This is a genomic window from Bradyrhizobium quebecense (assembly GCF_013373795.3).
In the GTDB taxonomy this organism is placed as follows: Bacteria; Pseudomonadota; Alphaproteobacteria; order Rhizobiales; family Xanthobacteraceae; genus Bradyrhizobium; species Bradyrhizobium quebecense.
Genome location: NZ_CP088022.1, coordinates 8,582,032 through 8,594,738, shown reverse-complemented (window position 1 = coordinate 8,594,738; position 12,707 = coordinate 8,582,032). Strand labels below are relative to the sequence as shown.

10 protein-coding genes and 2 pseudogenes are annotated in these 12,707 nt (G+C 63.8%); 5 read left to right on the top strand and 7 right to left on the bottom strand.

The genetic code is table 11. From position 1 onward, the window contains the following. Positions 1-5 precede the first annotated feature (5 nt). The 6 genes and pseudogenes from HU230_RS40770 to HU230_RS40745 all read right to left on the bottom strand — a co-directional run bounded on the left by HU230_RS40770 (position 6) and on the right by HU230_RS40745 (position 5,595). Positions 6-995 (bottom strand): polyprenyl synthetase family protein, encoded by a 990-nt coding sequence (locus HU230_RS40770; protein ID WP_166104103.1) that lies wholly within the window; start codon positions 993-995, stop codon positions 6-8. A 137-nt stretch (positions 996-1,132) separates the two neighbouring features. Beyond that, a complete protein-coding gene (locus tag HU230_RS40765) occupies positions 1,133-2,476 on the bottom strand; it encodes a cytochrome P450 (protein WP_176533541.1) in 1,344 nt (447 codons plus the stop codon). Between the two features lie 63 nt (positions 2,477-2,539). Further along, positions 2,540-2,848 (bottom strand): ferredoxin, encoded by a 309-nt coding sequence (locus tag HU230_RS40760; protein ID WP_173640810.1) that lies wholly within the window; start codon positions 2,846-2,848, stop codon positions 2,540-2,542. 1 nt (position 2,849) lies between these two features. Further along, positions 2,850-4,139, bottom strand: a complete 1,290-nt coding sequence (locus HU230_RS40755; protein WP_176533542.1) for a cytochrome P450 — start codon at positions 4,137-4,139, stop codon at positions 2,850-2,852. A gap of 92 nt (positions 4,140-4,231) precedes the next feature. Further along, positions 4,232-5,423: pseudogene (locus tag HU230_RS40750) on the bottom strand (cytochrome P450). Positions 5,424-5,439: 16 nt separating this feature from the next. Then, a complete protein-coding gene (locus HU230_RS40745; protein WP_224924231.1) occupies positions 5,440-5,595 on the bottom strand; it encodes a cytochrome P450 in 156 nt (51 codons plus the stop codon). 566 nt (positions 5,596-6,161) lie between these two features. Here HU230_RS40745 and HU230_RS40740 point away from each other — a divergent pair. Both HU230_RS40740 and HU230_RS43955 read left to right on the top strand, forming a co-directional pair. Further along, on the top strand, positions 6,162-6,401 hold the full coding sequence (locus HU230_RS40740; RefSeq protein ID WP_176533543.1) for a phospholipase effector Tle1 domain-containing protein: 240 nt from the start codon (positions 6,162-6,164) through the stop codon (positions 6,399-6,401). A gap of 436 nt (positions 6,402-6,837) precedes the next feature. Continuing rightward, complete coding sequence (locus HU230_RS43955) at positions 6,838-7,629, top strand: hotdog family protein (protein ID WP_338025827.1); 792 nt, start codon at positions 6,838-6,840, stop codon at positions 7,627-7,629. On the opposite strand, the gene HU230_RS40730 is transcribed toward HU230_RS43955, so the two are convergent. After that, a complete protein-coding gene (locus tag HU230_RS40730; RefSeq protein ID WP_166104119.1) occupies positions 7,607-8,425 on the bottom strand; it encodes a YopT-type cysteine protease domain-containing protein in 819 nt (272 codons plus the stop codon). The genes HU230_RS43955 and HU230_RS40730 overlap by 23 nt on opposite strands. A 726-nt stretch (positions 8,426-9,151) precedes the next feature. On the opposite strand from HU230_RS40730, the pseudogene HU230_RS40725 reads away from it, so the two are divergent. The 3 genes and pseudogenes from HU230_RS40725 (at position 9,152) to HU230_RS40715 (ending at position 12,436) form a co-directional block, all read left to right on the top strand. After that, a pseudogene (locus tag HU230_RS40725) lies at positions 9,152-10,013 on the top strand (tyrosine-type recombinase/integrase). A gap of 20 nt (positions 10,014-10,033) precedes the next feature. Next, positions 10,034-11,260 (top strand): IS91 family transposase, encoded by a 1,227-nt coding sequence (locus tag HU230_RS40720; RefSeq protein ID WP_176528572.1) that lies wholly within the window; start codon positions 10,034-10,036, stop codon positions 11,258-11,260. 418 nt (positions 11,261-11,678) lie between these two features. Then, positions 11,679-12,436 (top strand): IS5 family transposase gene (locus HU230_RS40715; protein ID WP_207835011.1). Its coding sequence is split into 2 segments (ribosomal slippage): positions 11,679-12,021 and positions 12,021-12,436, totalling 759 coding nucleotides; the frame shifts between segments, so codons are not numbered across the junction. Positions 12,437-12,707: the final 271 nt, after the last annotated feature.

Below are 12,707 nucleotides of genomic sequence, written 5' to 3'. Positions count from 1 at the left end.
CGCGATCACGCGCATGGCGCGTGCTTGAACAGATACGCGTTGGCCCGCTGCAGCATCTGCGCCAACCGTTCCGCACGCGGCCCCAACGGGGCGATGGCCTCCCCGGCGTCGCGCAACAAATCCAGCGCGAAGTGGCGAGCTGCCTGCAGCCCCATGATCGACGCGCAGGTCGGCTTCTGCGCCGCCGCGTCCTTGCCGGGGGTCTTGCCCAGCGTCGCGGTATCCGCTGTCGCGTCGAGAATGTCGTCGACCACCTGCAACGCCAGGCCGAAACAGGCGGTGTAGCGATCGAGCGCACAGTACAGCGCAGCGTGCGCGGCATCCTCCGCGATGGCGCATAGCGCGCCCATGCGAACGGACGCGCGCACTAGCGCTCCGCTCTTCATCCGGTGCATCGCCACGATCCTGTCCAGCTCGACGTGCTTTCCGACCAGCGACAGATCCATGGCCTGCCCGCCTGCGGCACCCTCGGCGGACACCGCCTGCGCCAGTTCGCGCACGAGCGCGATACGGTTGTCGCCCGGCGCATCCAGGCTCGCCAGGGTCAGGAAGGCGTGCGCCTGCAGCGCATCGCCGACCAGGATCGCAGTGGCTTCGCCGAACTTGACGTGCACGGTCGGAAGGTCGCGGCGAAGCACGTCGTCGTCCATCGCGGGCAGGTCGTCGTGGACCAGGGTACAGGCGTGCATCATTTCGATGGCGGCGCCGACGTCGTCGAGCATGTGCACCGGCGTGTCGGCCAGTGCGCCGGCAGCCAGACAGAGCAAGGCGCGGGTGCGCTTCCCGCCATGCAAGGTGGCGTAGCGCATCGCCGCCATCAGCTCGGTCTCACCGTCGTGTTCGGCGCAGAGAAGACGCGCCATCGCCTGTTCGACCCGCTTTGCGCCGTCCTGCATCCAGATCTCCGGCAGCAGCCTGCCGGGTGCATGCGCGCCCAATCCGCCGAGCGCGGAAACGCCAGTTCGGTCGTCGTGTAGCGTGGAACCAGTCTGCATGTTGTTCATCTCCTTGGTACCTGAAACGGCCACGGCGAGCCCCAAGCCGCCGCGGTGTTGCCGGCGTCGCACCGAGTGCAGCAATGCCGCGCGTCGCCGGCGCCGCTGCCTCGCCACACGGGGCATGCGATCCCAGCTCATGAGAATCCGATGCGGATTGTCATGGACGGATGTGCGGTCGGGTAATAGCGCCGGCCTTTTTCGACGCCGCTCAGCAACCGCGGCCGCACCCCGGCCTTGTGCATGGTCAGCGCCAAGGCGATGCAGAACTGCACCAGTTCCAGCCATACCAAGTGATAGCCGATGCAGACGTGTGGGCCGGTACCGAACTGCAGCATGTCCACCGGCCGGATCGGCTCCGTGCGTTGCAGCCACCGCGCCAGGCGGAACTGATCAGGCGCCTCGTGCAGCAGCGCCGATGTCGAGAAATGCAGCAGCGGGATGCACAGATGGGTGCCCGCGGGAATGCGCCGTTGGCCGAGTTGCAATTCCTGCAGCGCGCGACGCGGCAGGAGCGTGGTCGCCGGATGCACGCGCAGCGTCTCGCGGAACAGCGCCTCGGCGACCGGACACTGCGCCAGGTCCGCGTGCCGGGTCGGCACCGCGCCCACGCGTTTCGCCTCCTCGACCAGGGCGTTCCACAGCACAGGCTGCCGCGCCAACTCGATCACCATCCAGGCCATCGTCGAGGCGGTGGTGTCGTGACCGCCAAGCAGCAGCAAGCGGATATTGGCGACCAGCACGTCATCGGAGAGCGCATCGTCGCTGCGATCGAAGGCGCTCACCATGTCGTTGATCAACCCGGTGCGCGCGGTATGCGCGCGCGCGTCGCGGACGAACTGGCGCAGCTGCGCGTCGATCCAGTCGCGGGCGGCGCGGCCGCGCCGCAAGGGCAGTCCGGGCAGGTCGACCCGGGGCGCGACGATCAACTGCAGCAGTTGCCGGTACTTGCGATGCCATCCCGGCAGGTCCTGCGCGGGGATTCCCATGAGTCTGAAGATGAGCGTGAGTGACAGGTCGCTGGTTTCGCGCAGGATGGTTACGTCGCCGCGGTCGCGCCACGCCTGCACCCGCGCCCGGATGACGGGCGCGAACAGGTCGCCGATGCCGGCCTCGGTCAGCCCCTTGGGCAGGAACGCCGCTTTGATCGCATCGCGCGCCTGCCGGTGCGCGCCGCCGTCCTGGGCGACCAACGTTCCGCCAAGCAATTCGGGCGCGATCTCTTCGATCAGCGCCGAGGACACGTCCTTGTGCCGGAGCAATGCGAACGCATCCGGATCCACGCAGGTCATCTGGTGTCCGGCAGGGCCGAAATCCAGCCAGAAGCAGCTGCCCAGCGTCCGTTCCGCGCGCAGCAGCAGGCGCGGCAAGTCGCAGACGATGGCGGGAAGATGCCCGACCAAGGGGAAAGCGCCGGGCACGACCGGGATATCGTACCGCAGCCGGTGCCGACGGTCCAGCGGGTTGAGCAGCATGTCCATCAGCAGCGCGGCGCCGATTCGGCGGCAGGTACCACCACTCTGCCGCCCACGGCCACCTTGCCTTCAAACCGCCCCATCGTGTCCTCCTGGATTGCGTTGGTCTTTCGCGGCATGCCGCTCGGCCTCCGCCGGAGAAGGCGCAGGGTCGGCGCAGGGTCGCTGGTCATCGCCAGCGTCGCTTTCGATGACCCGAATGGCGGCGACCGGGCACTGGCTGGCCGCGCGCCGCACGGCGGCGTGCAGCGCCTGCGGGACCGTCGCTACGCACACTTCGGCCACGCCGTCCGGGTCGCGCTGGCGAAAGGTGCCCGGCAGCGTCAGCACGCACTGCCCGGTGGTTCCGCACAGATCCTGGTCGACCACGACGCGCATCTCAGCCCCCCCGCGCTTGCAGCCGCACCGACAGCGCGCGGAACGTCCTAAGGAACGCGGACGGCTCCCGGGTCGGCTGCTCGGCCAATGCCAGTGTGGGGAAGCGCGCCTGGATCCGCGGCAGGCTCTCGGCCAACTGCACCCGGGCCAGTTGCGCACCGAGGCAGAAGTGGATGCCGTGGCCGAAGCTCAGCATGATCTTCCCGTCGGTCGACATGCCAGGACTGGTGCCGTAGAATCGCGCGGGATCGAAGCGGTCGGGATCGGCGAAGGCGTCCGGGTCGCGATTGCCGGCCGCGACCAGCACGCGCACGTCCGCGTTCTTCGGGATCACCGCGCCGCCCAGTTCGATGTCGCGCTGGGCGATACGCGGAATGGAGCTGAACATAACGGGCGCGTCGCAGCGCAGGACTTCTTCGACGAATGCCTTCACCCCCACGGCGTCTCCCTGCAGCCAGTGCCGCTGTTTGGGATACGCCAGCATCGCCAGGACCGCATGGTCGATGGCCGCAGCAGTGGTGGCGAAGCCGCCCAGCAGCATGCCCCACAACATGCTGATCAACTCCGCATCCGACAGCGTGTCGGCATCGTCGTCTTGTGCGCCGACCAGCATCGACACGATGTCGTGGCGGGGATCGGCGCGCTTGCGCGGTATGAGGTCGCCGAAGTAGGCCAGCACCCTGGCGCTGGCCGCGTCCGCCGCGGCGAGCTGGGGATCGCTGGCGTGCGGGCGCAGGCCTTCCAGAATGGCGCCGATACCGGCGGCGAGCCCGAACATGTCGTCCGGGGGCATGCCGAACAGTTCAGCGGAGACCAACACGGGCAAGGCCAGCGCGAATTCCCGATGCAGGTCCACCGCCTCCCCGCGCTCCAGCGCGGGCGCCATGCCGTCCAGGCGCGCAGCGACGATGCGCGCGATGCTCGGCCGCAGGTTATCGATCTGGCGCATGGTGAAATCGCGCGAGATCAGCCGGCGCAGACGCGTATGCGTCGGTGGGTCCTTCATCGCTAGCGTGGACGCCAGCAGATTGAGCGATAGGCTGGTCGCCACACGCGGGAAATAGCGCGCCAGTTCGCCCGGCGCCGGCGCCCGAAACGCATCGCCCGTGGCCTTGAACGCCCAGTAGATGTCGGCGTGGCGGCTCAACAGAAAGAGCCCCGACGCCGCGCGATGCACCGGATCGTGCTCGCGCAACCACCGCATGAACGGATACGGGTCGTGGGTGCACGCCGCCGACGCTAGTTCGGCGAAGGCGTCCCGGCATGCTGCCGTGGTTTCTTGCATGTCCATCTTGGCTACCTGTTGGCTACCTGATCTGACCGGCGCGCGAGGCGCGCCGGCAAATTGCGGAGAAGATCCCGATCCCCGGCGGCGTCCGCGCATCACCAGAGCACCGGGAACTCCTCGAACCCGCCAGTGATGATCTCCTTGCGCAACTTCAGTTCTTCCGGCGCCACGGCCAGGCGCAGCGCGGGAAAGCGCTGGAAGATCGAACCGAACACCACCTTGAGTTCCAGCCTGGCCAGCGCCACGCCAATGCAGTAGTGCGGCCCGAAGGAGAACGCCAGGTGCGGCTTTCCGTCGCGCCCGACGTCGAAGATTTCCGGTTCGTCGAAATGGCGCGGATCGAACGACGTCGCCGGCAGGCCGACCAACACCTTGCTCTCCGCGGGAACTATGAACGCCCGCGATGGTCACGTCGGTCCTCGGATAGCGCATGATGCCGTCCCACCCCGCGCCCGGCGGGTACATGCGCAGGATTTCCTCCACCGCCTTGTCCACCAGGGATGGATCACCGACCAGGCGTTCGCGCTGCTGCGGATGGCGGAGCATGGCCAGCAGGCCGAATTCGATCTGCGCGACGGTGCTCTCGTGCCCGGCCACCAGCATGCCCGCCGTCAGGCCCATCGCCTCTTCCTCGGTCGCGTTGCCCAGGTCGACCGCCGCAAGCAGATCCGTCAGCAGGTTGTCGCCCGGATCCTGGCGCTTGTCCCGCATCTTGCCGCGAATGTAGGCGCGCAGCTCTTCACAGGCCAGGCGCGACGCGGTGCGCGGGCCGCTTTCATGCTGGTGCGTCATCACCTCGTCGAAAAAGGCGTGATTCTCGTAGAGCACACCCATCAGCGCGCTGATGACCATAGCCGGAAGCGGAAAGGAGAGGTGGCGCCGCAGGTCAGCGGGCTGGGGCTGGGCCGCCAGCGTCTCGAACAACTGCGCGGCGATCGCCTCTACCCGCTGCGCGAGCAGCTTCACCCTGTGGTCGCTGAACGCCGGCGCCACGATCGTGCGTAACCGGGCATGTTCGGCCCCCTCGTGCGAGACCAGCCACCCCGGCGAACCGAGAATCACCGAATCCGGGGTGAATGCCGCCGGCGGCATTCCCGCAGGCCGGAACGCCGTGTCGGACAACACCGCCTTGGCTTCGTCGTAGCCCGTCACCCACCAGCCTTCGTGCCCGGACGGGAAGCGCACGCGGTGGATCGGACCGTTGGCGCGTAGCGCCAACATCTCGGGCGAGGGCTCGATGTGATCGACGCGCCACATCGGTAGCGTCGGCAAGGGGTGTTCGGACATGGTGGCACTTCACTCTCTAAGCGATGGAAGGGCGGAAGGTGACCGGCAGGCGCTGCGGGCAGCGAATGACGTAAGATGGCACGTCGACGACCTCCTCCGCGGCGACGGTCAGCGGCAGATCCCCCAGCCGCACGAACAACCCGGGGAAGGCGCATCGCAATTCCAGGTGCACCAGCGCAGCACCCAGGCAGAAATGCCCCCCCGGGCCGACAGGCGCGGGTTGTCCCGCCGGGTGACATCGAACCTGTCCGCATCGCCAAAGATCGACTGACCGCAGGGATTGGTGAAGGAGGCTCGACCGCACCCGCCACCGACGTGTCCGCCAACATAGCCTCCGGCCCAGTCCGACTCCGCCGGCGGCAAGCTTGACTCCTGGCTCAAGGCCTGCCGCTTCTCGCGACGAGCGCAATTGTTGTGGCTCCCAAAAGAAGAACTCTAGATCGCATCCAACATTCCCCTTTCCTGCATTTTCTCGGTCCGCAATCGAACGCCAAGTCATTGCCACAGCAAACCGTCGGAACGAACCAGACGCGAACAGCGACGCGCGCCGTGTCCGCCCCGAAGACCATCGCACTGCGATTAGTGATGATGCCGCGAACAGAGCAAATCGCGTGCCGAACTGAATTCGCAGGCTCAACAGGCACTTCGTAGCGGCGCGTAGTGTCAGGTTGTCGGCATTGAGTCTCAATGCCGACAACCGGCGCGGCAAGTGCCCGACAAGGCCTGCTCTCGCGCTGAATGTGCGGGGCAGCCCTTGCGCGATATTTTAAGCATTTGAATTGGCTGCAGCAGGTGTGGTTCGCCGGAAGCCACTCCGATGTCGGCGGTAGCTATCCGGAAAACGAAGCCCGCCTCTCCCTCGCTGGGTTGAATGGCGCATGCGGCCGAGACCTTCCCGACGGCAAGACGCCCGACGGCTCCGGCATCAAGGTAGACGATAGAGTCCTGAAGCTGAATCCGGATCCGCTTGGTCCGTAGCACGACGAGCGCGAACCCGGGTCACTTGCGGGGGCAAGTCAAGTGGACCGAAGGGTTACGTCAAGTGCAGAGCTAGGCAGTCCTTCATCCGGCGGTGCTTGAGCGCTTCGCCGCGCTAAGGCTGGCTTCGAGATTAAGTCTCAGCCGCGACTAAGCTCTGTCGTCGCTTCGAAGCGCCTCACCATCAGCAGCGTTGCTTGCTAAGCGAGTTCGCCGACCTGACCGGTGGATTGGCGTTGCTCTGCTTCTATAGCCGGCGATCTGCTGCCCGTAGTGGCGGGTGCTCGAGGCATCCGGAGCCACGTCGCTCTTCCAATCGACGACCGCGTCGATGCCGCCGCCGTCAGGAGGAGCCAAGCAAAGGATTCTAGCGCTCGCGCAGCCCCCTCGGTGCAAGACAATTGGTCCCTATACGCGCAATAAGGGGAACCGCTCTGTGACAGTCTCTCTTGACGGCGAAATTCGAGACGGACGGCGCTACATGCAGGTGCGAGTCTACTTTAAGATATCGACGCCCTGCCAGATTGTTTATCACACGAATTTTCTCCGTTTCATAGAGCGCGGCAGAACGAATTACTTGCGCCCGCTCGGCACCAATCAGCAAGGGCGGCTCGAGGAAACGCGGAACGATGCGCCGGGCTTCGCCTTCGTTGTCCGTTCGACGACAATCGATTCTCTAAAACCGGCGTTCTTGGACGGCCTTCATGACATTGTCACGGTCCCGCAAGAGGTGAGAGGCACTTCGGTTGGCTTGCCGCAGGAGTGCAGGCGCGGGGACGATCTCTTGGTCTCGGCGCGGGGACGGGTCGCGTTTATCTCAGGCGGAAAAGCGCAGCGCATCCCAAGGTCTGAGGCTTGCTATGGAAGAGCACAGATAAATCTGCCTTTCGTTCACGCCTTAATGCTCCAGCGCCCCGATGAAATCAATGCATTGGCCTTCTGCTGCGACATCGTCAAGTCAGAGTTCGCCGGAGCGACACGTTGCTCAAGGTTCACAATCCAACTGGGTGACTGTTCTCGTCGTGGCGCTCTTATACGCGACGATCATTGCCATTGCGGCCTCATTCACCGCTGCCAAGCTCTTGGAAGGAAATTCCTCCATCTGCCGCAGAGCTGGCTCCCGACGCCGCGGCCGACGCAAGCGCTGGCCGACGCATCCGCGCCTTCACAGAAGGCGTCAATCACCACCGGCCTGCAGGCCCAACTCACTGCATCCTTTGCGTCGTGATTGTCGACAAATGTTGCCCGTTGGGATTCCTGTAACGATCGGCGAGGCTTTGCAACAATGAAGCCATCTGGTTCGGATCTGATCGAACAGTAAATTCTCCAAAGTTAGGGTCGAAAAGCGTGGTCGTTCCATTGGAAGCCGACGTCGCCACTGTGTGTGCGCCGCCTTCGGCGAAATACAAGCTGAGCAAATGGTTCGATCGGTCTTTGTTGATTTCGTTCACCATGCGCTCGACGTTCGAAGACTTGCCGAATGCGAATCTCTTCTCCTCTCCAGCCGGTTCCAAGCCAGCTTCCTCCAAAATGGCATTCTGTGCCCGAAGGTCGGCGTGAGAAGAGTCTGCTCCCCTGCTTCGCAACTGATCCTTGAGATTTTGATATTGCTGCTGCCGTTCAGCCGCTGAGGCGTGCGTTTGCGACCCAGGTGTGAGCGCACGCATTCGGGTTGGTGGGCTGTTGTTAAGATTGCGGAACCACTCCGCAGTCAGCCCAACGCAGATGCCGTCCACATTCGCATCACGCAGATCGGCCGTTCTGTAATCAAACAAGGAGGTGGCCGGACTCTCTGGAGCGGATGTACTGGGGTCGGAGGCACTGGAAGTTCGAACGTCGTTTTCATCCGAGGTATGTGGCTTGCTGCAGCAGGCCCCCCTCTTGTCGGGCAACTCCCCCGGTTGTGAGTTCCACTGAGGCGAGAGATGTGCTAGTGTTTCCGTAAAGCTGCCGCTATCCACCGACTGACTCAGTTCGTCAGCTTGGCTAGTGCGTGTCGATGAGCTACTGATTCGATCGTACATGACGATTCACCTTTCTGTGCTGCGCTAGTTTCCACGGATCGATTCGGGATGCTTAGGCCCTGCTGCGAGGATACCCAGCCAAGCTGACGGGCAGCTGTTGTCCAGCTTAGAATCGTTCCTTTGGCGAAGTTCTGACAATGTCTGATACGGTGCGGCGTAGCGCTGTGTTAGATCCTCCCGCGCATATCCGGTAGGTGGCCTTGAGCAGCGCTATCGTGGGGACGGACAATTCCTCCGCAACGCTGTTTGCCAGGATTTTAGCGGTGAGGCTGGCGCCGAATTCCTGAGTGCGCTCACCGGAATCATTCGTGGCGGTGAGCGGGCAATACCGCCAACGCTTCAACTACCGACCTTTAACCGATCGGGTTCGGCTGTCCGTCAGTGAGGGCCTCACAGTGAGCTGCGAAGCGGGCGACCATCGGTATTCCCTGTTTCGTGACGGCCTGGCGCTGCTCGGCAATCTGTTCCGCGATCGCCTCCGCGAGGTTGTTATCTGGTCGCCAAACGACGTGCTATCTTTGCGCTGGGCGGCGTCATTCCAGGACGACATTGAAGGAAGGAACGGTCGTCGGAAAGCAGCAAGATCTCGATCGCGCGCTAGGGCCGATCGACATTCAGGATTGAACTAAGCCGCTGCCGCGGCGTAGGGGGCAAGGTGGCATAGATCGCCTCCTGGCTGAGAGGATGTGGGTGTTGGAGCCCACCCCCTCAGACAGGAGTATCGAGATGGCCGATTTGAGCCCTCTTCGCCGCCGCATGATCGAAGACATGACCGTCCGCAATCTGTCGCCGGCGACGCAAAGATCCTACATCAGCGCGGTTTCGAAGTTCAGCCGCTATTTTGGCCGATCGCCTGACCGGTTAGAGCTGGAAGACGTCCGCGCCTTCCAGGTGCATTTGGTCTCGACCGGCATCTCATGGCCGGCGCTGAACCAGATCGTCTGTGCGCTACGGTTTTTCTACGGCGTCACGCTCGGCGAGGCGCTCATCCCAGAGCGCATTCCCTATGCGCGAGAACCGCGCAAGCTGCCGGTCGTTCTCAGCGCCGACGAAGTGGTTCAGTTTCTTGAAGCGGTATCGAGCCTGAAGAGCCGCGCCGCGCTCACCACCGCCTATGCGGCCGGGCTCAGGGCCTCGGAGGTTGCGGGACTGCGGATCGAAGACATCGACAGCGCCCGCGGCGTCATCCAGGTGCGCCACGGCAAGGGCGCGAAGGATCGCAACGTGATGCTGTCGCCCCAGCTGCTGGGCATCCTGCGCACCTACTGGCGGCTCGCCCGGCCGCGGCTTTATCTGTTCCCTGGTCGTGACGAAGATCATCCGATCGATCAGACCGTGCTGCATGCCGCCTGCCGGTCGGCGGTGAAGGCTGCGGGCCTGACCAAGCAGCGTCACGCTGCACACGCTGCGCCACAGCTTCGCGACACATCTTCTCGAGAACGGAACCGATATCCGGATCATCCAGGTCTTGCTCGGGCACAATAATTTGTCGTCGACAGCGCGCTACACGCAGGTCGCCACCGATACGATCCGAGCGACGCAGAGCCCGCTCGATCGCCTGTCGCTGGAGGTGACGCCACCTGGATGACCCGCAGCGGGATGCGGGTCATGACCCGCTCCGACATCCGCTCCAACAGGCCCGCCATCGAGATTGCCGATATTCTGTGCCGGCATGGCGACGCCTATCGCCGTGTACATGCCGGTCATCTGGGGCGGGTCGAGCGGCGCGTGATGAGCGCGATCGTTGCGTGCCGGACCGAGGCGCTCGGCGGCCACATGCAGGCTTGCGACGACTGCGGCACGACACGCGTTGCCTATAATTCCTGCCGCAATCGGCACTGTCCGAAGTGTCAGGGGAGAGCCCGAGCCGCGTGGCTCGCCGCGCGTCAAGCCGACCTGCTTCCGGTTCCCTATTTCCACGTCGTCTTTACACTTCCCGCACCGATCGCCGCGATCGCTTTCCAGAACAAGGCCGTCGTCTATGCCATCCTGTTCAAGGCTGCCGCCGAGGCGATGACGACGCTCGCCGCCAATCCACGCCGGCTCGGCGGTGCGATCGGCGGCGTCGCCGTCCTCCACACCTGGGGACAGACGCTGATGCATCATCCCCACGTCCATTGCGTCGTTCCGGGTGGCGGCCTCTCGCCCGATGGCGCGCGCTGGACCGCTTGCCGACCGAACTTCTTCCTGGCCGTCAAACCGTTGTCCAGACTATTTCGCACACTTTTTCTCAAACGTCTGTCGGCAGCCTTCAACTCCGGTGCCTTGCGTTTCTTCGGCGATCTCGGAGCTCTGGCCGAGCCGGCTGCCTTTGCGGCCCACCTCGACGCCATGCGACGCATCAACTGGGTTGTTTACGCCAAGCGGCCCTTCGGCGGACCCGCACAGGTCCTGGCCTATCTCGGCCGCTACACCCATCGCGTCGCGATCGCCAACAGCCGGCTCGTCGCACTCGACGACGATCATGTCGCCTTCTCATGGAAGGACTATCGCCAAAACAGCGCGACAAAGATCATGAATCTCAAGCCCGATGAGTTCATTCGCCGTTTCCTGCTTCATACGCTGCCTGACGGCTTCCACCGCATCCGCCACTTCGGCTTCATGGCCAACCGCCATCGCGCTGCCAAGCTCGCCCTTTGCCGCGAACTTCTCGATCATGAGCGAACAGCCCCAAACGATGGCCAGCCGTCGCCTGTGGATTCGGAGGCTCAAACCCGGGCCGAGGTTCCTGCCTGTCCCGATTGTGGTGGCGTCATGCGCATCATTGAGCGCTTTCGACATAGCTTCAGACGCCCCAGCCCTCGAACATCACCGTTCCGATGCGACACATCGTGAGCCAAGTCATGTCGTGCACGACGATCATCATTCGTCATTTCGCTCCCAGCGTCTCGATCATCGCGGACGATGTCGAATCCGTGCTGTCACACTGCGCGACAACAACCGTCCGATGCAGCAAAAGGCCTATCGCGATCTCAGGCGAAGCGCGTCTGATCTCAACTCTTCCAGGATGCGCACTCCTGTGTCTCTGCCTCACGCGCCGAGCCAGCAGATCGGGCATGGCGATCTCGAACAATCCCCATAGCTGCAAAACCGCGAATAGCCTCCCGCGCCTTCGTTCAATCCGGCTTCAATGAGGTCGCGTCATAAGCGCCTGCCGCGCCCTCGCGTGAGCGCGACCTCACAGAACCCTCCAGATTCCCAAGTGGTTTGATCGCTGATTCATAGAGTTCCGTGATTCGACACGGAGCAGATGATGGCGGCGAAGCGATATGAGCTGACCGAGGCGCAATGGTCGATGATCTCGCCACTGCTGCCGGGGAAAGCTGGCGACCCGGGACGTACGGCTGCGGATAATCGTCTGTTCGTCAACGGATGTTTGTGGGTCTTGCGGTCGGGCGCACACTGGTGCGACCTGCCGGATCGGTACGGTAAGTGGAAAACGGTACATCAGCGCTTCAGCCGCTGGTGCCATGCTGGCGTCTGGGAACGCGTGTTCGCCACTCTGACCGCCGATCGCGACAACCAGTATCTGATGATCGACAGCACCATCGTTCGCGCCCACCGGCAGGCGACGAGCGGAAAAGGGGGGCCAAAGATCAGGCGCTGGGGCGTTCCCGAGGCGGACTGACGACTAAGATCCACATGCTGGCCGATGCGCTCGGCCGTCCACTCCGCTTCATCGTCACAGCTGGGCAGGTTAATGACATTACCCAGGCGCCCGCACTGCTTGATGGCCAGAGCGGCGACGCGGTGCTCGCCGACAAAGCCTATGACAGCAACGCCCTGCGTGCGATTATCGCGGAAATCGGCGCAACGGCGGTGATCCCGTCAAACCGCACTCGCAGGATCATCATCCCGCACGACGTTGACGCCTACAAACAGCGCAACTGCATCGAGCGCTGCTTCTGCCGACTCAAACACTTCCGACGCCTGGCAACCCGTTATGACAGGCGAGCCGCCAACTTTACCGGCTTCATCCATCTCGCAGCCGCAATGATCTGGATGTCATGAATGTCGATCGGCCCTAGGTCCATCTCGCGAGCCGCCGCGTCGGAAAGCAAGAAGGTGGGGCAAGTGGGATTGCCGCAGCCGCAGGGCCTAATTTCTCCGGAGGACAGCAGCGCAATCGGCGGCGAAGCTGATCCAATTCACGGCCGTCAGCTCCAGAGCGCTGCGGATGCTCGCATCGCGGATGTGGCGTAACGAGGGAAGTCGGTGGATTTCGACACCTTCTCGCGTTGCAAGATATGCCTGTGCTGAGCACTCTGATAGTGTCGTCGAT

Excerpts from the sequence above, each read along its gene's own strand:
- HU230_RS40770 (WP_166104103.1), bottom strand. The coding sequence starts at position 995 with ATGCAGACTGGTTCCACGCTACACGACGACCGAACTGGCGTTTCCGCG.
- HU230_RS40765 (WP_176533541.1), bottom strand. The coding sequence starts at position 2,476 with ATGGACATGCTGCTCAACCCGCTGGACCGTCGGCACCGGCTGCGGTAC.
- HU230_RS40760 (WP_173640810.1), bottom strand. The coding sequence starts at position 2,848 with ATGCGCGTCGTGGTCGACCAGGATCTGTGCGGAACCACCGGGCAGTGC.
- HU230_RS40755 (WP_176533542.1), bottom strand. The coding sequence starts at position 4,139 with ATGGACATGCAAGAAACCACGGCAGCATGCCGGGACGCCTTCGCCGAA.
- HU230_RS40740 (WP_176533543.1), top strand. The coding sequence starts at position 6,162 with ATGTGCGGGGCAGCCCTTGCGCGATATTTTAAGCATTTGAATTGGCTG.
- HU230_RS40730 (WP_166104119.1), bottom strand. The coding sequence starts at position 8,425 with ATGTACGATCGAATCAGTAGCTCATCGACACGCACTAGCCAAGCTGAC.
- HU230_RS40720 (WP_176528572.1), top strand. The coding sequence starts at position 10,034 with ATGACCCGCTCCGACATCCGCTCCAACAGGCCCGCCATCGAGATTGCC.